The 21,103-nt window shown below is 40.8% G+C and carries 19 protein-coding genes; 14 read left to right on the top strand and 5 right to left on the bottom strand.

The window, feature by feature from the left end; all coding sequences use genetic code 11:
- Positions 1-15: 15 nt before the first annotated feature.
- On the bottom strand, positions 16-858 hold the full coding sequence (locus tag IGJ45_RS04100; RefSeq protein WP_208774848.1) for an aldo/keto reductase: 843 nt from the start codon (positions 856-858) through the stop codon (positions 16-18).
- 128 nt (positions 859-986) lie between these two features.
- On the opposite strand from IGJ45_RS04100, the gene IGJ45_RS04105 reads away from it, so the two are divergent.
- Complete coding sequence (locus tag IGJ45_RS04105; protein ID WP_003127619.1) at positions 987-1,346, top strand: winged helix-turn-helix transcriptional regulator; 360 nt, start codon at positions 987-989, stop codon at positions 1,344-1,346.
- 91 nt (positions 1,347-1,437) lie between these two features.
- On the opposite strand, the gene IGJ45_RS04110 is transcribed toward IGJ45_RS04105, so the two are convergent.
- From IGJ45_RS04110 to IGJ45_RS04120, 3 genes are all read right to left on the bottom strand, one after another.
- Positions 1,438-2,307 carry a sugar ABC transporter permease gene (locus tag IGJ45_RS04110; RefSeq protein ID WP_003127620.1) on the bottom strand — a complete coding sequence of 290 codons (870 nt, stop codon included), beginning with the start codon at positions 2,305-2,307 and terminating at the stop codon, positions 1,438-1,440.
- A 2-nt stretch (positions 2,308-2,309) separates the two neighbouring features.
- A complete protein-coding gene (locus IGJ45_RS04115; RefSeq protein WP_003127621.1) occupies positions 2,310-3,656 on the bottom strand; it encodes a carbohydrate ABC transporter permease in 1,347 nt (448 codons plus the stop codon).
- 81 nt (positions 3,657-3,737) lie between these two features.
- Positions 3,738-4,997: an extracellular solute-binding protein gene (locus IGJ45_RS04120; protein WP_060813454.1), complete on the bottom strand. Its 1,260-nt coding sequence runs from the start codon at positions 4,995-4,997 to the stop codon at positions 3,738-3,740.
- A gap of 506 nt (positions 4,998-5,503) precedes the next feature.
- Between IGJ45_RS04120 and secA the strand changes: the two genes are divergently transcribed.
- The 5 genes from secA (at position 5,504) to cls (ending at position 12,437) form a co-directional block, all read left to right on the top strand.
- On the top strand, positions 5,504-8,002 hold the full coding sequence (gene secA, locus IGJ45_RS04125; protein ID WP_003127623.1) for a preprotein translocase subunit SecA: 2,499 nt from the start codon (positions 5,504-5,506) through the stop codon (positions 8,000-8,002).
- A 92-nt stretch (positions 8,003-8,094) separates the two neighbouring features.
- Positions 8,095-9,202, top strand: a protein-coding gene (gene prfB / locus IGJ45_RS04130) for a peptide chain release factor 2 (RefSeq protein ID WP_103300934.1) whose coding sequence is annotated in 2 segments (ribosomal slippage) — positions 8,095-8,166 and positions 8,168-9,202 — 1,107 coding nt in all. Because the reading frame shifts where the segments join, the coding sequence is not laid out codon by codon here.
- 116 nt (positions 9,203-9,318) lie between these two features.
- A complete protein-coding gene (gene ftsE, locus IGJ45_RS04135; RefSeq protein WP_005471877.1) occupies positions 9,319-10,005 on the top strand; it encodes a cell division ATP-binding protein FtsE in 687 nt (228 codons plus the stop codon).
- On the top strand, positions 9,998-10,882 hold the full coding sequence (ftsX, locus tag IGJ45_RS04140; RefSeq protein ID WP_003127626.1) for a permease-like cell division protein FtsX: 885 nt from the start codon (positions 9,998-10,000) through the stop codon (positions 10,880-10,882). The genes ftsE and ftsX overlap by 8 nt, the downstream gene beginning before the upstream one ends.
- 109 nt (positions 10,883-10,991) lie before the next feature.
- Positions 10,992-12,437 carry a cardiolipin synthase gene (cls, locus tag IGJ45_RS04145; protein WP_349703930.1) on the top strand — a complete coding sequence of 482 codons (1,446 nt, stop codon included), beginning with the start codon at positions 10,992-10,994 and terminating at the stop codon, positions 12,435-12,437.
- Between the two features lie 126 nt (positions 12,438-12,563).
- Here cls and IGJ45_RS04150 read toward each other — a convergent pair whose 3' ends face one another.
- Complete coding sequence (locus IGJ45_RS04150) at positions 12,564-12,683, bottom strand: DUF4044 domain-containing protein (RefSeq protein WP_005471881.1); 120 nt, start codon at positions 12,681-12,683, stop codon at positions 12,564-12,566.
- Positions 12,684-13,014: 331 nt separating this feature from the next.
- Between IGJ45_RS04150 and IGJ45_RS04155 the strand changes: the two genes are divergently transcribed.
- The 8 genes from IGJ45_RS04155 (at position 13,015) to murG (ending at position 21,085) form a co-directional block, all read left to right on the top strand.
- On the top strand, positions 13,015-13,383 hold the full coding sequence (locus IGJ45_RS04155; protein ID WP_003127630.1) for a DUF3397 domain-containing protein: 369 nt from the start codon (positions 13,015-13,017) through the stop codon (positions 13,381-13,383).
- A gap of 206 nt (positions 13,384-13,589) precedes the next feature.
- The gene (gene mraZ, locus IGJ45_RS04160; protein ID WP_003127631.1) at positions 13,590-14,021 is read left to right on the top strand and encodes a division/cell wall cluster transcriptional repressor MraZ; all 432 of its coding nucleotides are present in this window, start codon (positions 13,590-13,592) and stop codon (positions 14,019-14,021) included.
- A 14-nt stretch (positions 14,022-14,035) separates the two neighbouring features.
- Complete coding sequence (gene rsmH / locus IGJ45_RS04165) at positions 14,036-14,995, top strand: 16S rRNA (cytosine(1402)-N(4))-methyltransferase RsmH (protein ID WP_003127632.1); 960 nt, start codon at positions 14,036-14,038, stop codon at positions 14,993-14,995.
- 5 nt (positions 14,996-15,000) lie between these two features.
- A complete protein-coding gene (gene ftsL / locus IGJ45_RS04170; RefSeq protein WP_003127633.1) occupies positions 15,001-15,420 on the top strand; it encodes a cell division protein FtsL in 420 nt (139 codons plus the stop codon).
- Positions 15,421-17,628 carry a penicillin-binding transpeptidase domain-containing protein gene (locus tag IGJ45_RS04175; protein ID WP_041119492.1) on the top strand — a complete coding sequence of 736 codons (2,208 nt, stop codon included), beginning with the start codon at positions 15,421-15,423 and terminating at the stop codon, positions 17,626-17,628.
- A gap of 12 nt (positions 17,629-17,640) precedes the next feature.
- Positions 17,641-18,603 (top strand): phospho-N-acetylmuramoyl-pentapeptide-transferase, encoded by a 963-nt coding sequence (gene mraY / locus IGJ45_RS04180; RefSeq protein WP_005471888.1) that lies wholly within the window; start codon positions 17,641-17,643, stop codon positions 18,601-18,603.
- 14 nt (positions 18,604-18,617) lie between these two features.
- Positions 18,618-19,994: a UDP-N-acetylmuramoyl-L-alanine--D-glutamate ligase gene (gene murD / locus IGJ45_RS04185; protein ID WP_156248154.1), complete on the top strand. Its 1,377-nt coding sequence runs from the start codon at positions 18,618-18,620 to the stop codon at positions 19,992-19,994.
- Entirely contained in the window at positions 19,991-21,085 is a 1,095-nt protein-coding gene (murG, locus tag IGJ45_RS04190; RefSeq protein WP_138371643.1) for an undecaprenyldiphospho-muramoylpentapeptide beta-N-acetylglucosaminyltransferase, read from the top strand. Before murD ends, murG begins: the two co-directional genes overlap by 4 nt.
- The last annotated feature ends 18 nt before the right edge of the window (positions 21,086-21,103 follow it).

The raw sequence follows: 21,103 nt of genomic DNA on the forward strand, positions 1-21,103 counted from the left end.
CTTCACTCCATTTCCTTAGTTAAAGTTAAATTGATCCGGATCGGGACCTACCCGGTGATCTTCATTCAAACGATTAAGTTCACGCATATCTTCTTCCGATAAAGAAAAATCAAAGAGTTGCTGATTTTGTTCCATTCTGTCGGGATTAACTGTCTTAACTACCAGTAAAATATCTTGCTGGATATGCCAGCGTAAGGCGATTTGTGCAGGGGATACGTGATGGCGTTGAGCCATCTTTACGAGGATCGGATGTTGGAGAATCTGACCTTGCATCAATGGAGACCAAGCTTGGATCTTGATTGCTTGTTGCTGACAATAATCACGCAGTTCTTTTTGAGCTAATTTTGGATGTAGTTCCACTTGATTTAACACAGGTTTGACTTTTGCTGCAGCGAGCAATTCCTTCAAATGATGGCTCTGAAAATTGCTGACGCCGATGGCTTTGATCTTTCCAGCTTGATGGAGGTCTTCAAGTGCCCGCCAAGATTCTTGATACGCATTTTTGCCAGGCCAGTGGAGCAAATAAAGGTCTAAATAATCCAATTGCAAAAGCGCGAGGGACTTTTCAAAAGCCGCGATCGTTTCATCGTAGGTCAAATAATTGTTCCAAACTTTAGAAGTGATAAAGAGTTCTTCTCGTGTAAGTCCCGTTGCTGCTAGTCCTTCTTTGATCCCTTGGCCTGTTCCGCTTTCATTATCATATATTTGCGCGGTATCAATCAAACGATAACCTTTTAAAATGCCGTTTTTTACAACAGTAGCTACTTCTTCATCAGGAATTTGAAAGACGCCCAAACCAAAGCCAGGAATGCTGACTTGTTCGTTCAATGTAATTGTGTCGGTTAATGAATGAATCATATAAATTTCCTCCTTGATTTTTGGTAAATATACCTTATACTAAAAAAGTTCAGATGAATAGTACCTACTTTTTTGTGCTATAGTGTCAAAAAAGTAACTTTTTTGAATTTAAAGGAAGTGTTTAAAGTATGACTCCAAAAAAATACAACATTGGTGTGGAAGCTACTATGGATGTGATCGGTGGAAAATGGAAACCGATTATTCTGTGTAATCTGCGAGATGGCGCCTTGCGTCCGAGTGATTTGAAGCGACGGATACCTGATATCAGTCAAAAAATGCTGACGCAGCAACTAAGAGAGCTGGAGACAGACGGCATCGTTTTGCGAACCTCTTATCACCAAGTTCCACCAAAGGTTGTCTATTCTCTCAGCGACTATGGTCTGACATTAAGCAGCGTATTGGATGCTCTCTGTCATTGGGGAGAAATGCATGTTTCAACATTGAAAGAACAAGGCGTTGAAGTAGCGTTAGCTAGTCAAGAGGCGTAGGGAAGATCAAAAACATAAACTAGCAATCGTCGAGTCGAGAGTCACTCAGCGATTGCTAGTTTTGCTTAAAAAAAGTGAGGTAGGAAGAGGGTTATTTCACTGAACCGGAAGTAATTCCTTGTACATAATATTTTTGCATATAGATAAAGAGTAGAGTGATTGGAATAGCGATCAGCACACAGCCAGCTGTAAAGGACATAAACAACGAATTGGCTGTTGTTTTTGTCATCATAGAATAAAGTCCGATCGCAACGGTATAGTTTTTGACGTCATCACCCATGATGATTCGAGCAAAGATGAAATCCATCCAAGGACCCATGAAGGCCATCAAAGAGGTATAGACGATAATTGGTTTTGATAACGGCAATGTGATCTTGGTAAAAATATGCCATTTATTGGCACCATCGATCATGGCAGACTCATCTAGCGCCATTGGAATCGTATCAAAGAACCCTTTGGCAACGTAGAATCCCAGTGCCGCTCCAGCCGAATAAACCAAGATCAGCGCTAATAAGCTTTGTGTTAGGTTGAGGGCTTTTAGAATATAATAAACGGCGATCATGCTCATAAAGCCTGGGAACATATTCAATACCAAGGCAACTTTCAAGAAAGGTTTACGAAGTCTAAAGCGCAACCGTGAGAGAGAGTAGGCCATTGCGATTGTAATAAATGTGGACAAAAGACAGCTGCAGACAGCAACAAACAATGTATTCAAGAACCAGCGGACAAAAGGGTAGCTGCCGCTATCATTGGCTAATAGTTGTCGGTAATTTTCAAAAGTGAATTCTTTGGGAATGATATAAGGAACGAAGGCCCCACCTTCTCCTCTAAAACTTGTCAAAATGATCCAAACGATCGGGAATAACCAAAGAACAGAAAGAATGATCAAAATCGTATAAATCAGAAAACGGGTTTTTGACTGCCCTTGTTGGTAGCCGGATTTCTTTTTCTTTACAGACATTGTTACCCCTCCTTATAAGAATTTGTTCGCGTGTACGCAAACAGGCTAAAGACAGCAGATAAGATAAAGATCAAGATACCGATTACGGAAGCTAAATTGTAATCCATCGTGTTGACTGTCAAGTTGTACAGCCACGTTACTAACAGATCGGTCGAGCCAGCACCATAGAAATTAGAGTTAGATGGGCCGCCGCCAGTCAATAAGAAAATAACATTAAAGTTGTTGATGTTGCCGATAAACTGTTGAATCAATGCGGGCATCATTACAAACAATATCTGAGGAAATGTGATGGAGCGGAAAATTTGGAATTTATTGGCGCCATCGATTTCGGCTGCTTCTAGTTGTTCCTGATCAAGATTTTGTAAGATTCCTGTTGTTACAAGCATCGTTGCTGGAATCCCGATCCACATGTTCACAAAGATAATGCTGACTTTCGCAAAGAAAGGATCGGTCAGAAACGGGATCGAAGAAGAGATCCATCCCCAATTCAGTAAGAGTGAGTTAATCGGACCAGAACCGTTTAGTAAGTTACGCATGATCAAAAGTGACACGAATTGAGGAACTGCCATCGTCAAAACAAAAATGGTGCGCCACAATTTTTTGTAACGGATCCCTTTCGCGTTGATCAATAAGGCTAAGATCACGCCGAAGAAGAAACAAGTGATCGTTGCGAGTACAGCCCATGTCAATGTCCAAGCTAGTACTGGGAAAAAGGTGGACGCCATATCACCAGTGATGACATTAGAGAAATTCTTCAATCCTACCCAAGTAAACAGATTTTTTGGGGGTAAATTTTTGTGATCATAATTGGTGAAGGCAATCGAAATCATATATAAGAGCGGTAAGATAGTAAAAAATAAGACACCAATCAATGGGATTGTCATCAATGTTGCATGAAAGCGTTCGTTCACCAGACTATGTAAATCGTCGCGTGTCGTAGGGATTTTAAGTCCTTGTTGTTTTAATTCGTACAAATGACGGGCGCTTTTCAAATTAATGATATAGAGAATAATCAAGAGTGCACAAACGAGCAGGGAAGCAATACCGAAAAGCAATAAGAGCATTGAATTGTCACCTTTTTGCAAGATTTCAATACCAAGTGCTTCGTTATAGACCAACCCTTGTTTTTGTGTTCCTAATGTTTGCAGCATCAGAAGAGCGTGGAAACCATTTCTTATGAACCAAGCGATAAAACCAACTTGTGATACGATGAAAATAATTCCTTTCAGCCATTGTTTATTGGCGAAATTAGCGCTTCCCATCAAAATAAAAGATAGTTTTGTCGCTAGATCGCCTTTTTTGAATAATTCTCTAAAAGTGATATGCGACGCATGTTTTTTCCTGAACATATCCTCTCACCTTGCTTTCGTAATTAACTAGAAAAGGGAAAGCAGGCTTTCCCTTTGTCATGTATAGTGATGTGTTGTTGATTATTCGGTTACTTTTGAAATATCGGAAACAAACTTATCGAGTTTATCTTGGAACTGATCTGGTTTGATTTGACCTTTATAGGTATCGTTGATTAACGCATCCATTGGTGGCCAGAAAGAAACCATCTCAGGCAATTTAGGCATCACGACAGAGTGTTCTGCATCAGACATTTCCATCACAGCTTTTGCTACTGCATCAGCTTTTACTGCATCAGATTCTTGTGCATCTTTATTTGAAGGGACAACGCCGTTTTCAGTAAATTCGATTTCTTGTGTTTCTTGGTTGCTTAAATATTCTGCTAAAGCCATAGCTGCTAATGGCGCTTCGGTTTGTTGGTTGACAGCATAAAGTTTTACACCTAAGAAAGCTTTCATTTGTTTCGCACCACTGCCGAAGTCGATCGTTGGATAGGCGGCAACACCCATGTTGTCTCCAAGCGCTTTTTCTACGTCATTTTTTGACCAAGGACCTGAAAGGAAGGCATCTGATTTACCAGATTGCAAATCAGACAACGCGGATTCACTGGCTTGAAGGACACCGCTATTATTTTTTTGATCGGCGATCCATTGTAGGACTTCAACACCAGCTTCGTTGTTGAAATTGGTTCCATTAATATCTTCACCGTCTTCTCCATAAAGAACATTTCCGTTGCTCATAAATAGAGGGCCAAAAATGTAGTTTGCACCGTCTTCTGCAAAGTTGGTACCGATTTTTCCAGCGGAAGTCAATCCTTCCCAAGTTTTTACATCATCTGCTGTCAATGTAGAAGTATTGTAATAAAGCACTTGAGATTCAACACCGTAAGGATAGCCGTAAATTTTGTCTTTCCAAGTCACGGCATCAACTGCTGCTTCCACGTTCGTATCTTTGATTGTTGCTGCTTGCTTATCACCGATTGGATAAATCAGACCAGCTTCAGCCATTTGTCCTACTTGGTCATGAGGCATCATGAATACATCGGCTGCTTGTTCAGGGTCTTTTGAGACGTCTGCTTTGGCATCGGCAGAAGAGCCAGCTGCAACTGTTACTTTTACATCAGGATACTCTTTCTCAAATTTGTCGACTTGCCCTTGTAAGGCATCAATATGTTCGGTATCTACCCATAATTTAATATCACCTTCGACTTTTGCACTAGACTCCGCTGCACTGCCATTGCTTGAAGCAGCATCGTCGTTGCTGTTGCCACAAGCGCCTAGTACGATTGCAGACAAGCTTAAAATACTTCCCCCAATAAGTAATCGTTTTACATCTACCTTCATTCTTGTTCCTCCTAAAAATTAATTGTTTGCGTTTACAGACCTAATTATGCAATCGATTGCAATAATAGTCAAGCAGAAAATGAACAACTTTTTTGGTTTTCTATTGCTTAAAAGAAAAATTAAGAATCAGTCTAACACAAAACCTTTCTACAATTGGAATGATAAAGTCGAAATTTTCAGTAAATAACTTAGTTATTCTATTCACATTTGAAAAGCGAATGAAAATGTGGCAGATCATTTTTCCGTCCGTTGTAAAGCAAACGATTGCTTTCTGTTTCAGAGATTGTTTTAAGGAGCAAGAGAAGTAGAGTTTCTTTTGGACACAAGAAGCAATGGGCGTAAAAGAAATCTATTTAAAGCAATTGAAAAAAGAAAAAAAGAGTTAAAAAATCATGGAGAAACATGAACTACGCCGAAAAATATTTCCTTTATGATGAACTAGTGATAAAATAGTTAGGAGAGTTTCCAGTTAGGAAAAGTAGAAATAAAAGGAGAATTATATAGGCATGGCCAATTTTTTTAGAAAATTAATCGAGAATGATAAAAAAGAATTAAAACGTCTTGACCATATTGCTTCACAAGTTGAATCTCATGCGGACGAAATGGCCGCTTTATCTGACGAACAATTGCGCGAAAAAACAGATGAATTTCGCGGTCGTTTTCAACAAGGTGAAACGTTAGACCAATTATTGCCAGAAGCCTTTGCTGTGGTTCGCGAAGCGGCAAAACGCGTCTTAGGGCTGTATCCTTACCATGTCCAATTAATGGGGGGGATCGTGCTTCATGACGGAAATATCCCTGAAATGCGTACCGGTGAAGGAAAAACCTTGACTGCGACATTGCCGGTTTATTTGAATGCGTTAAGTGGTGCCGGTGTACACGTTGTAACGGTCAATGAATACTTGGCAACTCGTGACTCTACAGAAATGGGTGAGTTATATAATTTCTTAGGATTGACTGTTGGGCTAAACATCAATTCGAAGACAGCAGAAGAAAAACGGGCTGCATATGCCTGTGATATCACCTACAGTACGAATAATGAACTAGGCTTTGACTATTTACGCGACAATATGGTGGTTTACCGCCATCAAATGGTTCAACGGCCATTGAATTATGCCATCGTCGATGAAGTCGACTCAATCTTGATCGATGAAGCCAGAACACCATTGATTATTTCTGGACAAGCAGAAAAATCGACTGCACTATACAATCGGGTCGATAATTTTGTGAAACGATTAAAAGAAGAAGAAGATTACAAAATCGACATCCAATCAAAAACAATTGGATTGACTGAAAAAGGGATCGAGAAAGCCGAAGAAACATTTGGCTTGGAAAACTTGTATGATATCGAAAATACAGCGTTGACCCATCATATGGACCAAGCGTTGCGGGCGAATTATATCATGATCCGCGATATCGACTATGTCGTACAAGAAGGTAAAGTCTTGATCGTCGACCAGTTTACTGGACGGATCATGGATGGACGTCGTTATTCTGACGGATTGCACCAAGCGATCGAAGCAAAAGAAAATGTTGAGATCGAAGATGAAACCAAAACGATGGCTACAATCACTTTCCAGAACTATTTCCGGATGTACAAAAAACTTTCTGGTATGACTGGTACCGCAAAAACAGAAGAAGAAGAGTTTCGTGAAATCTACAATATGCAAGTCATTCAGATTCCGACCAATCGACCAATCGTTCGTGATGACCGTGCAGATTTACTTTATCCAACGCTGGAAAGCAAGTTCCACGCAGTGGTGCAAGATATCAAAGAACGGCATCGTAAAGGGCAACCAGTTCTTGTTGGTACAGTAGCTGTAGAAACTTCCGAGCTGCTTTCAAGCATGTTGGATAGAGAGAAAGTCCCTCATGAAGTACTGAATGCCAAAAATCACTTTAAAGAAGCTGAAATCATTCTGAACGCAGGACAAAAAGGTGCTGTAACGATCGCAACGAACATGGCTGGTCGGGGAACAGATATCAAATTAGGCTTAGGTGTTGCTGAATTAGGTGGATTAGCGGTCATCGGTACGGAACGTCATGAATCTCGCCGGATTGATAACCAATTACGAGGACGTTCTGGGCGTCAAGGAGACCCAGGGGTTTCTCAATTCTATCTTTCGTTGGAAGATGATTTGATGAAACGGTTTGGTTCTGAGCGGATCAAAGTGTTCTTGGATCGGATGAAGATTGATGAAGAAGATGCCGTGATTCAAAGTAAGATGTTGTCTAAACAAGTAGAATCTGCGCAAAAACGAGTAGAAGGTAACAACTACGATACCCGGAAAAACGTTTTGCAATACGATGATGTTATGCGTGAGCAACGGGAAGTCATCTATGGTCAACGTCAAGAAGTCATCATGGAAGAGCAGGATCTTTCACAAACATTGATGAATATGGTCAAACGATCGATTGAACGAGTTGTCGATAGCCATACCCAATTAGAAGAAAGCAATTGGAATTATGAAGGGATCGTCGACTTTGCCGGAAATGCTTTAGTGCATGAAGATTCCATCTCTGTTGATGATATCAAAGGCAAAAAACCACAAGAAATCAAAGACTATCTCTATCAACGGGCAGAAGAAGTTTTCGAGCAGAAAAAAGCCCAATTAAACAGTCAAGAACAATTGTTAGAATTTGAAAAAGTAGTTATTCTGCGAGTAGTGGATACGAAATGGACGGACCATATCGATGCGATGGACCAATTAAGACAGTCAGTCGGTCTGCGGGCATATGGGCAGAACAATCCATTGGTTGAATACCAAACTGAAGGATACAACATGTTTGAAGATATGGTGGGAGCGATCGAATATGAAGTGACACGCTTGTTTATGAAAGCCGAGATTCGCCAAAATGTACAACGAGAACAAGTCGCTCAAGGAGAAGCTCAAGAAACTGAAACAGTCCCAGAAGAAGATCCTAGTTTCAAAAATGTTGGCCGTAATGATCCGTGTCCTTGCGGCAGTGGCAAAAAATTCAAAAACTGTCACGGCAAAAAATAGAAGAATTGATACGTTAGGAAAAAGGCTGGCAGCTTTTCTTGTCCAGCCTTTTCCGTTCATTTACAATACGCGTGAAGAAAGAAGGAATTCAAATGGAAATCGCAGATATCCGGAATCAATTGAATCAAATGAATGAAAAAATAAATAGTTTTAGGGGGTCTCTTTGACTTAGATCAGTTAGAAGAGGCAATCGCTGAAGCAGAACACCAGATGGCGGACCCTACGTTTTGGGATGATTCTGAGCAAGCACAGAAAGTGATCAACGAGAACAATGCCAATAAAGAAACCTACGATCAGTTCAATCAATTGGCAGAAGAATTTGAAGAGTTGGAAGTTCTTTTGGAAATGATCCAAGAAGAACCAGATGCAGAAATGGAAGCAGAACTAGCAGAACGTATCCAAGCTTTGAATGAAAAAATGGGAACTTATGAACTGTCTATGCTGTTAGATGAACCATATGATCGAAACAATGCAATCATCGAACTGCATCCAGGTGCTGGCGGCACCGAGTCCCAAGATTGGGGCAGTATGTTGTTGCGGATGTATACTCGTTTTTGCGAGCAACATGGATACCAAGTCGAAACATTGGACTATCAGGCAGGAGACGAAGCCGGAATCAAGAGTGTCACTTTGTTGATCAAAGGCCATAATGCTTATGGGTATTTGAAATCAGAAAAAGGCGTCCATCGCTTAGTTCGGATTTCACCATTTGATTCAGCCAAAAGACGGCATACCTCTTTTTGTTCGGTAGATGTCATGCCAGAGCTAGATGGTGCGATTGATATCGAAATCAATAGTGATGACTTGAAAATCGATACTTATCGAGCGAGCGGTGCGGGCGGTCAGCACATCAATAAGACGGAGTCTGCTGTACGAATCACGCACATTCCAACTGGTACCGTAGTGGCTAGTCAAGCACAACGTTCGCAGTTGAAAAACCGGGAACAAGCAATGGGAATGTTGAAAGCAAAACTTTATCAACTAGAAGTAGAAAAGAAAGAACAGGAAGCTGCAGCGCTTCGCGGAGAACAGATGGAGATCGGTTGGGGTTCACAAATTCGTTCCTATGTCTTTCATCCGTATTCCATGGTCAAAGATCACCGGACTAACTTTGAAACAGGAAATGTACAAGCAGTAATGGATGGTGATTTAGACGGCTTTATCGATGCCTACCTCAAGTTGAAATTAAATCAAAAATAACTATACTGGGCTATTAAACAGATTGAAATATAATTGTAATCTGTTGAAAGCATTGTGAAATATATTCATGCTATAATAAGCCAGTATGAAAAAAAGTGAGATGGAGAGATAGCTGCATGATTGAAATGAAAGAAGTAATGAAAAAGTACTCTAATGGTACGACTGCTATCCGTAATCTTTCGATTTCAATTGATCAAGGTGAGTTTGTTTATGTCGTCGGACCTTCCGGTGCAGGGAAATCGACCTTTATCAAATTGATGTATCGTGAAGAAAAAGCAACGAAGGGTGTTCTTAATGTAGCAGGGTATGACCTGTTGACGATCAAGAATCGCGAAGTGCCATTGATGCGCCGCGAAATCGGTGTTGTTTTCCAAGATTATAAATTGCTTCCGCGAAAAACGGTTTATGAGAATGTCGCTTATGCGATGCAAGTTATTGGCCGCAAGCCTCGGGAGGTCAAAAAACGGGTAATGGAAGTATTGGACCTTGTAGGATTGAAACACAAAGTACGGGTCTTCCCAAGTGAGCTTTCAGGCGGAGAGCAACAACGGGTTTCTATTGCACGAGCAATCGTGAATACCCCGAAAGTATTGATTGCAGATGAACCAACAGGAAATTTAGATCCTGAGAATTCTTGGGAGATCATGAAGTTGTTGGATCGGATCAATGCACAAGGAACAACAGTAGTGATGGCGACACACAATAGCACGATCGTCAATACGATTCGTCACCGTGTAATCGCAATTGAAAATGGTCGGATCATTCGCGACCAAGCGGAAGGAGAATATGGTTACGATGATTAGAACGTTTTTCCGTCATCTCCTTGAGAGTATTAAAAGTTTAAAACGAAACGGCTGGATGACGATCGCGTCACTCAGTGCAGTCACGATCACGTTGACGTTAGTCGGTATCTTTTTGGGTGTTATTTTAAATGCAACGAAGTTAGCCGAAGACATCCGTAAGAATGTGGATGTTTCTGTCTTTGTGGATATCGGAACAGAACAAAAAGACATGGATACTTTGGAACAATCGCTTAAAGAATTACCGAATGTTTCAGACGTTCGTTTTTCGAGTCGTGATGATGAATTGAAAAAAATTCAGGATGCGATGGGGGATTCTTGGAACTTATTCGAAGGGGACAGCAATCCGCTTTATAACGTATACGTTGTTAGTGCCACAGATCCTGAATACACGAAAAAAATTGCAAAACAAGCTGGAGAATTGCCAAATGTTTTCAAAGCAGACTATGGTGGCGATTCTTCTGACAAGATCTTTGCTCTATCAGCTGCGGTTCGTACTTGGGGACTTGGGGCTGCTATCCTATTGATCTTTGTGGCAATGTTCTTGATTTCAAATACGATTCGGATCACGATCTTGTCTCGTCAAAGAGAGATTCAAATCATGCGCCTGGTAGGTGCTAAAAATGGTTACATTCGCTGGCCTTTCTTCTTAGAAGGCGGCTGGATCGGATTGCTGGGATCAATTGTCCCTATCGCTATTATGTATTTTGGTTATCACCAAGTTTACTTGTTAGTCAATCCAGCACTGCTACGTTCCAATTATAGTTTGATTGCACCAAATCAGTTTCTACTGCAAGTTTGTGGTGTCATGGCTCTGATCGGAATCGTGATTGGTTCATTAGGATCGATCATCTCAATGCGCCGTTTCTTAAAAGCGTAGAACGTGTTATTGAAACAGATCTGCTGACTAGCAGGTCTGTTTTTCATTTGCCGACACCTTTACTTTAGACTGCAAGTTCGCTATTCTTTTAGGAGAGGTGAGGGTTGGTATGTTAGTTATGGATAACCTGTTCACGATCATTTTCTTCGTGAACATTTTGTTGTCGATCGTGATTATTTTTAGAGAAAGACGGCAAACGGCTCAGACATGGGCGTGGTTGCTTGTTTTATTGTTTATACCAGTCGTGGGATTTGTACTCTATTTTTTCTTTGGTCGCGGAATCTCCAAAGAAAAAATTTTCGATTTGAGGACACAAGCCAAAATTGGTTTGAACGTGGAGCTGGAAGAGCAAAAGCAAGCGCTGCAGCGGAATCTTTATCCCCATCCGCCCACTGCGCAAGTAGAAGTCAAACAGCTCGTTTATTTATTGACGATCTATGGTCAGTCGTTATATACCACTACAAATGAAATGACTCTTTATAAAGATGGCCGAAAAAAATTTGATGCATTACTCAAAGATATTGAAGGCGCCACAGATCATATCCATATGCAATATTATATTTATCGCAGTGATACATTGGGGGGAGAAGTACGAGATGCTTTGATCCGTGCAGCCAAACGAGGAGTGAAAGTCCGTGTGCTTTTGGATGCTTGGGGCAGCACCCAGGTTTCACTGAAATTCTTCGATGAATTACGGGTTCATGGCGGTCAAGTTGCGTTCTTTTTCCCGTTGTTCGTTCCTTATCTCAATCCTCGGATCAATTATCGCAATCATCGGAAAATTGTCGTGATCGACGGCAAGATTGGTTATACCGGTGGTTTCAATGTTGGAAATGAATATTTAGGTGAGGTAGAAAAATTTGGTTATTGGCGGGATAATCATCTGCGAATTTTGGGACCAGCTGTTTACTCACTACAAAACCGGTTTTTGATGGACTGGAATTCACAACATGCTATCGAAATCAAATATGAAGCAGCGTTGTTTCCAATGATCGAAACAAACGGAACGATTGCTGCACAGGTAGTGACTAGCGGTCCTGATTCAGAACACGAAGAGATAAAGATAACTTATTTGAAGATGATTAATTTAGCCAAAAAAGAAATTTTGATTCAAACTCCCTATTATATTCCTGATGAATCGATCCACAATGCCTTGAAACTGGCACTTTTGTCCGGTGTTTCTGTTCATTTACAGATCCCTAATAAACCAGATCATCCACTTGTCTATTGGGCAACTTACTCTTTTGCTGCTGAGTTATTAGCCTATGGTGCAGTGGTAGAGACTTATGAGAAAGGTTTTATGCACGCCAAAACGATGATTGTTGACAGTGGGGTCGTTTCGATTGGTTCTGCGAATATTGATGTTCGTTCGTTTCGACTTGACTTTGAGGTCAATACAGTTGTCTATGATGCAAAAGTTGCTGAGGAAGCGCGCCAAGCATTTTTTGCTGACTCCAAGGATTCAGAGGACTTGACTTTGGAAAAATACCGGAATCGCCGATTGTTGATCAAGGTCAAAGAGGGATTAGCACGACTTGTTTCGCCGCTTCTATAGAAACTATTTAGTAAACGTAGGTGAAAGTTGGGTAACAAAAAAACAGCAGTAATGCTGAAGCACCTCTTCTAACGTTTGTTTTTTGGATCAACGTTAGAAGGTGATTCATGCAACTGCTGTTTTTTATTATTTCATGATACTTGTGTAGGCTGCCAGAAAAACTGACCCGACTGTCAAAATAAGCATTGTCCAAATAACTACTTGAGTGATTTTGGCGAAGGTGCTTTTTGGTTTTTTTTCGTTCATCATGATCCACCTTTTAGATTGATTTCTAGTCACAGTTTACCTCCAATTACCAAAGAACTCAAGCTGCTATTCTTATAAATTAAGAAATCTTGAATATTTTGCAAGAGCACAAAAAGTTTTTTCAAAGATTCTCTTGTTGAAGGGTGGTTGTTCTGTTTTAATTAGTAAAGACATAGAGAAAAAATAAGTAGAAAATAAGCAGGATGCTTGAGTAAGGAAAGTAAAAGATTGCAGACTGTCTTATTGGACCGCGGATTTTTAAACGAACTGAAACATAGATGTAAAGAAAATAAAGTATAGTTACACTAGCTGTTAGAAAGGAATTGTTTGTATGTCTGGATTTGGGCCTGCTGTTTTATTTTGGTATATCTTTCCATTAGTCGTTTTTTTTGCTTGCAGATTTTTAGTTTCTGCGTTGTCTTTGAAAGAACGGTTTGGACTGAAGGCACCCGACTTAGCTGTGCCTTTTTTGGTGATTGGGATTCATCAGTTATCAAAGAATACCTTTGAGCAATCGATCACTCCCTATTATTTGATCTCTATCTTATTACTGGGGATTCTCTTAGCTGTCTTTCAAGCGTATTATTACGAAGAGATCCAGTATGGCAGATACATCAAAATGTACTGGCGGAGTATCTTTTTGTTTACATTGATTTTCCATGTTGTTTTGATCATTTTAAATATCGTCAAGTATTTGTAATTTGTGACAAGGAGAACCCTTATCCCATCGAGATTTTTCTGCTTAAAGTTTTTTTAAAAACTTTTTAAGAGAAAGAAACTCCTGTTTTTTCGTTTGGTAAAAATTAGTCAAAGAACTTCACTTTTAAATTTCACGTTAAATGTGGTAGAAAGTGGGGGATTGTGGTAGACTGTGATTATCAGGTGGAGATCGGGGGTTATTTATCGATGTTTATGGGTGAATTTCAACATTCGATAGATGCAAAAGGCCGACTAATCGTTCCTTCAAAACTGCGAGAAAAACTCGGAGAAAAATTTGTTGTGACACGTGGATTAGATGGCTGTTTATTTGGCTACCCCTTATCTGAATGGGAAAAACTAGAAGAAAAACTGAACGAAATGCCCTTGGCGAAGAAAGATGCTCGGACATTCGTACGTTTCTTTTATTCCGCTGCCACGGAGTGCGAGATCGACAAACAAGGTCGTATCAATATTCCGGCAACCTTGCGTGAACACGCGTCACTTATGAAAAGCTGCGTGATCATCGGCGTTTCCAACCGGATTGAGATCTGGGATGAAGCGCGTTGGCAAGCATTTACCACTGAAGCAGAAGAAAATTTTGATGAAATTGCTGAAACAATGATTGATTTTGGCTTATAGGAAGAGGAAAGCGCATGGCAGAATTTCAACACTACACCGTAATGTTGAAGGAGACAGTGGACGGTTTAGCTATTCGTCCGGATGGAATCTATGTCGATTGTACATTAGGTGGAGCGGGTCATAGTGAATATTTATTGTCCCAATTATCAGAAGAGGGACACCTCTACGCATTTGACCAAGATCAAAAAGCGATCGATCATGCCAAAGAACGCTTAGCGCCTTATGTGGCTAAAGGAATGGTCACGTTTATAAAAAGCAATTTCCGCTATTTAAAGGAAGCTTTGCAGCAACAGGGTGTCGATCAAGTAAGTGGTGTGTTGTATGATTTAGGCGTTTCTTCGCCGCAATTAGATGAAGCAGAACGTGGGTTCAGTTATCACCAGGATGCACCATTAGATATGCGGATGGATCAGTCGGCTGCTTTGACTGCTTATGAGGTAGTGAATCAATTTGATTATCACCAACTTGTAAAAATCTTTTTCCGTTATGGAGAAGAAAAATTTTCAAAACAAATTGCTCGTGAAATTGAACGGACACGAGCAAATAAACCAATCGAAACGACTGGAGAATTAGTCGAGATTATCAAAACAGCGATTCCCGCTCCGGCGCGGCGCAAAGGCGGACACCCGGCCAAACGGATCTTCCAAGCCATTCGGATTGCTGTGAATGATGAATTAGGTGTCATTGAAGAATCTTTGGAACAGGCCATCGATTTATTGGAAAAAAATGGACGAATCAGTGTTATCACTTTCCATTCTTTAGAAGATCGAATCGTCAAGTCTACGTTCAAAGCTTACAGCACCCCAAAAGATGTGCCACCAGGGTTGCCGATCATCCCCGAAGAATTTCAACCAGTACTAAAATTAATTACTCGAAAACCACTTCTTCCCTCTGAAGAAGAAGTATCTGAAAACAATCGTTCCCGTAGTGCTAAACTGCGGATCGCGGAAAAAATGAAGGAAAGCGAAGGTTAGCAATTATGGCAGAACTAAAAGTTCATGATTATGAATTTGAAGAAACGTCTGAACAAGAGTTTTATGCTCACTCTGAACCGACAATTGAACAGCTGCCAAGCGAACCTGAGCGTCCTGAGGTTATCCGTGTACCAGCATCTCCTGCTCGCCGGTTAAAAAGTATCTCTAATTTAGAAAAACTGATTGCAGCATTTGTGATCATTGCCGTTTTGACATTAGCGATCCTGACGATCAATATTCGGACTACGATCAGTCAAGTCGAACATGATATTTCACTGATCCAATCAGACATCAATGAAAAAAATAGTCAAGCAGAACAATTAGAGCAAGAAAGAAACGAACTTTCTAAAACTGAGCGTATCAAAAAGGTTGCTGAGGATAATGGATTGTCGATCGATGATGACAATTTAAGGAAAGTGGATTAAATGAAGCTAACAGATAAATTCAAGCAATACTTGAAAAAGAAAAATCAAACTACAACGAACAATCGCAAAAAAGTAGGTATTATTCTCTTTGCTACGAGTATTGGATTGTTCTTTTTGTTTGTCACGCGTTTGAGCTACATTGTTATCGTAGGTAATGTGGCAGGTACTTCATTGGCTGAGAAAACCAAGAGCCTTTATCAAGGAAGCGAAGTTGTCAAAGCAAAACGCGGGACAATCTATGATCGCAACGGGATCGCGATCGCAGAAGATGCAACTTCTTATTCTGTTTATGCTATTTTGTCAAAATCCTACGTTAGTGGGAAAAAGAATTTATATGCTGAAGAGAAGAACTTTGATAAATTAGCTAAAATTCTGAATGAGCAACTAGGTATTGATCAGAATGAGGCTGTGCAAACATTGGAAAAAGGTCTAAAAGAAGAACGTTGGCAAGTGGAATTCGGTAGCCAAGGAAGTAAAATGACGCTGGAGAAAAAGACAGCGATCGAAGAAGCAATGAAAAAAGAAGGAATCGCTGGCCTTTATTTTACAGATCATCCTTCTAGAATGTATCCTAATGGAATTTTCTCTTCTCACTTTATCGGCTATGCTCTAGCAGAAAATGAGGAGAACGACTCTTCTGGCTTAGTAGGAAAAACTGGTCTAGAAGCTGCTTATGATGATGTATTATCTGGAACAGACGGGAAAATCGTCTATCAAAAGGATAACAATCAAAACCCGCTACCGGGAACGGTGGCAGAATCAGTGGCAGCGGTAGATGGCAAAGATATCTATACAACGATTGATAGCCGGATTCAAAGCTATTTAGAAACGCTCATGGATAAAGTGTTCAAAGAATACAAGCCAGAAGATCTGACTGCCACATTAATGAATGCAAAAACAGGAGAAATCGAGGCGATGGCACAAAGGCCAACCTATGATCCTGATGATTTAAGTACCATCAAGACCTGGCAGAATTTATTAGTCGAAGACAACTATGAGCCAGGATCGACCATGAAAGTCTTAACCACAGCTGCTGCTATCGATCAAGGGATATTCGATGAAAATGAAACTTTTACACCAAGTCCGGATGGATTGAAACTGTATGATGCGACAATCAATGACTGGGACTTTGGTCAAAAAGGAACATTGACGATGCGTCAAGCTCTTTCTTGGTCAAGTAATATTGGGATGGTTACTTTGGAACAACGAATGACAGACCGTTGGCAACAATACTTGCAACAGTTTGGATTTGGTCGCAGTACGTACTCGGGTCTGCCAAATGAGAATACTGGGATCATGCCGGAAAATAATCCGGTCAGTCAAGCAATGACTTCATTTGGTCAAGCAATCGGTGTGACGAATTTTCAAATGATGCAGGCTTTTACCGCAGTCGCAAATAACGGCACGATGGTCAAGCCGCAATACATCAGCAAAATCGTGGACAATGAAACAGGTGAAGAGACTGTAACACAGCCAGAAGTTGTTGGACACCCTATCACGGAACAAGCAGCGACGAAAGTTCGAGAATATATGCGTGATGTGGTAGAAAGTGAAAACTACGGAAGTGCGTATGGTGTCTATAGTGTACCTGGTTACAATATTTCAGCAAAAACTGGGACTGCCCAAGTAGCTGATCCAAAAACTGGGAAATACTTATCTGGGGATTCCAATTACTTGTACTCAATCGTAGAAATGGTTCCTTCAGAAGACCCTGAGTACATTCTTTATCTAACAATTAAATTACCAGAACACCACGACAGCGAAGCATTGGCAAAAATCGCCAATCCGTTGATGAAACGCGTGATGGATTTAAAGAAAGCAACATTAGAAGAAACAGCAACAGAAAATAGTCAGAAAGTAACCGTCAATGATTATCGTAAATTAGATACAACTACCGCGGCAACTGATGTACAAAAAATCGGTCTAGCGCCTGTAGTATTAGGGGATGGAAAAACAGTTATCGATCAGTCTGTGGACAGTGGATCGAAAGTACTGCCAGGAGAACGACTTCTTTTGCTAACGGATAGTGACAAAATTTATATGCCTGACACCACCACATGGTCAAAAGCTGATTTAGTCAAATTGGGCAACATGTTGGATGTTGATGTCAAATTTGAGGGCGACGGGTATTGTGTTTCCCAAAGTCTTGCACCTTATGAGGAAATCACGGATCAAACAATCACCTTCAAATTGAGCGAAAAAGAATAGGGAGAGAACACTATGGAATGGACAGAGATGATATTGCCACTTGCCAGTAGTTTTGCAATCGTTACTGCTGCAATGCCGCTGTTTATCGGCTATTTTCAAATGAAAAAATACGGACAAGAGATTCGAGGAGAAGGGCCAAAATGGCACAATGTCAAAGCTGGCACTCCTACAATGGGCGGCTTCGTATTTTTGATTGCGGCATTGATCACAGCAGTTTGGGTTGGCGCATGGCAAAAGCAGTTGACCGCATCGCTGTTCATTTTGTTATTTATTATCCTGGTTTATGGTGCGCTTGGATTCTTGGACGATTTCATCAAAATCTTCAAGAAACGCAACATGGGCTTAAACTCTTTACAAAAATTGATTGGACAAATCATCGGTGGGATTGTCTTTTATCTGGTCTTTTTATCAGAAGGCAATGCGAATGTTTTGAATCTCTTTGGATTTGAGCTGCCGCTATCGATCTTTTACGGCGCATTTGTGATTTTTTGGTTAGTTGGCTTTTCAAACGCCGTCAACTTAACAGATGGGATTGACGGCTTGGTTGCTGGACTCGGTACGATCTCATTTGCAACTTATGGCCTCATTGCTTGGCGTCAAGATCAAATCGATATCCTGATCGTCTGCTTAGCGGTCATTGGAGGATTGATCGGCTTCTTCCCTTACAATCGTAAACCAGCTAAAATTTTCATGGGTGATGTGGGCTCCCTTGCATTGGGCGGTCTTTTAGCAGCAGTTTCAATACTGCTTCACCAAGAATGGACATTATTACTTGTCGGACTTGTCTATGTGATTGAAACAGCAAGTGTCATGCTGCAAGTCGCTTCTTTCAAATTGACTGGTAAACGGATTTTTAAAATGTCGCCTATTCATCACCATTTTGAAATGAGTGGCTGGTCGGAATGGAAGATCGATACAATTTTTTGGCTGATTGCTTTAGGATGTTCGATCATCACATTAGTGATTGTATGGTAGGAGAGAGGAATCATATGAAAAATATAAATGAATATCAAAATAAAAAAGTTCTTGTGCTAGGATTAGCAAAAAGTGGGTTCAGTGCGGCTAAATTGTTACATGATTTGGGCGCACTTGTTACTGTTAATGACGGGAAACCCTTTGCCGAAAATCCAGAAGCACAGGATCTTTTGGCGTTAGGCGTTAAAGTAATCACCGGCAGTCACCCAATTGAACTACTGGATGAGGGTTTTTCACTTGTGGTCAAAAATCCTGGGATTCCTTATGATCAGCCTATTGTCCAAAAAGCGATCGAGAAAAATATCCCAATCATTACGGAAGTAGAGTTAGCTTACAAAATTTCGGAAGCACCGATCATTGGGATCACTGGAACGAATGGAAAGACCACGACCACTACGATGATCGCTAATGTTTTAAATACGGGATTTAGTGAAGGCCGGGCATTGTTGTCTGGAAATATTGGCTTTCCAGCAAGTACCGTCGCCCAAACCGCTAGCGCTAAAGATCGCTTGATCATGGAACTTTCCAGCTTCCAATTGATGGGGATCGAAACATTACATCCCAAGATTGCAGTCATCACGAATATTTATGAAGCTCATCTAGATTATCATGGCAATCGATCCGAATACGTGCGGGCTAAATGGCGGCTGCAGCAAAATATGACAGCAGAAGATTTTCTAGTCATCAATTGGAACCAGCCAGAATTAGTCGAACTTTCTCAACAAACAAAAGCAAAAGTGATTCCATTCTCGACACAACAAAAAGTGGCTGGTGCGTATCTTTTTGAAGAGCAGTTATATTTCAAAGATGAGGCAATCATGCCTGTTTCTGAACTGGGCGTTCCCGGCAGTCACAATGTTGAAAATGCATTAGCTGCAATCGCAGTGGCAAAATTAGAAGGGATAGCAAATGAGGCTATCGTTCAAGCATTGCATACATTTAGCGGTGTACCTCACCGTACTCAGTATGTTGATACGATTGAAGGGGTTCGCTTTTTCAATGATTCGAAAGCCACAAATAGCTTGGCGACAGAGATGGCTTTAGGTGGTTTCCAAAAGGATCAGTTGATTTTGTTGGCTGGAGGGTTGGATCGCGGCAACTCCTTTGATGAGCTGATTCCATCACTGCAAGATCTCAAAGCGATTGTTTTGTTCGGACAAACAAAAGAGAAACTTGCTGAAGCCGCACGTAAAGCAGGAATCAAAACGATTAAATTGACAGAAGATGTAACTACAGCTGTTCCTTTGGCTTATCAATTAAGCCAACCGGGAGATACCGTTTTATTATCACCGGCCAATGCAAGCTGGGACCAATACCCGAACTTTGAAGTACGGGGGGATAAATTTATGGCGGCAGTAGCAGAACTTAACAGAAATGAGCGAAGTGAATGAAAATACTAGTAACTGGCGGTGGAACCGGCGGGCATATCTATCCGGCATTGTCTTTTGTCGATTATGTTCGTTCCATTGATCCAACAGCTGAATTTTTATATATTGGGGCTACCCGTGGATTAGAGAACAAAATCGTTCCACCAACCGGGATTCCTTTTAAGACATTAGAAATACAAGGCTTTAAACGAAAACTTTCATTGGACAATGTCAAAACAGTCCAACTTTTCCTGAAAAGTTATCGTGAAGCAAAGAAAATACTCAGAGAATTTCAACCGGATGTAGTGATCGGGACAGGGGGCTATGTCTCTGGTGCTGTGGTCTACGCGGCATCAGCACTTAAGATCCCAACGATCATCCATGAACAAAATAGTGTTCCTGGAATCACTAATAAATTTTTGACCAGATATGTGGACAAGATTGCTATTGCTTTTCAGGATGCAGCGCACTATTTTCCGGATAAGAAGACGGTCTTGGTGGGGAATCCCCGCGGGCAAGAAGTAAAAAACAGTCAGAAGTCTGCGATCCTTGCTTCCTATGACCTTGACCCTAAGAAAAAAACTGTTTTAGTCTTTGGCGGCAGTCAAGGAGCACTGAAAATCAATCAAGCGATTATCGAAGCAATTCCACTTTTTGCAAAGAAAGATTATCAACTGTTATATGCTTCTGGTGACCGTTATTACCAAGAAATCGAAGAGAAGATCGGTATGTCGAAAGATGCCTTTCCAAATATCAGCATTCGCCCCTACATCGATCAAATGGCAGAAGTCATGGCGAATAGTGACTTGTTAATCGGACGAGCTGGCGCTACATCGATCGCTGAATTTACTGCATTGGGATTACCAGCGATTTTGATTCCTAGTCCTTATGTGACGAATGATCATCAAACAAAAAATGCGCAAAGCTTAGTCAATGCTGGGGCAGTCAAGATGATTGCGGACAATGAGTTGAACAGTCAAAATCTAATTGAGTGTGTCGATGCGATCATGAGTGATGAAAACGTACGGATGGAAATGGCAAAGGCGTCGAAAGAGCAAGGAATCAGTGATGCATCTGAGCGACTATTTCGACTTGTGCAAGAGGTAATCAAATAGTACAATGTGTTGGATAGA

It is taken from the genome of Enterococcus sp. DIV0574 (assembly GCF_051711125.1).
GTDB classification, from domain to species: domain Bacteria; phylum Bacillota; class Bacilli; order Lactobacillales; family Enterococcaceae; genus Enterococcus_D; species Enterococcus_D gallinarum.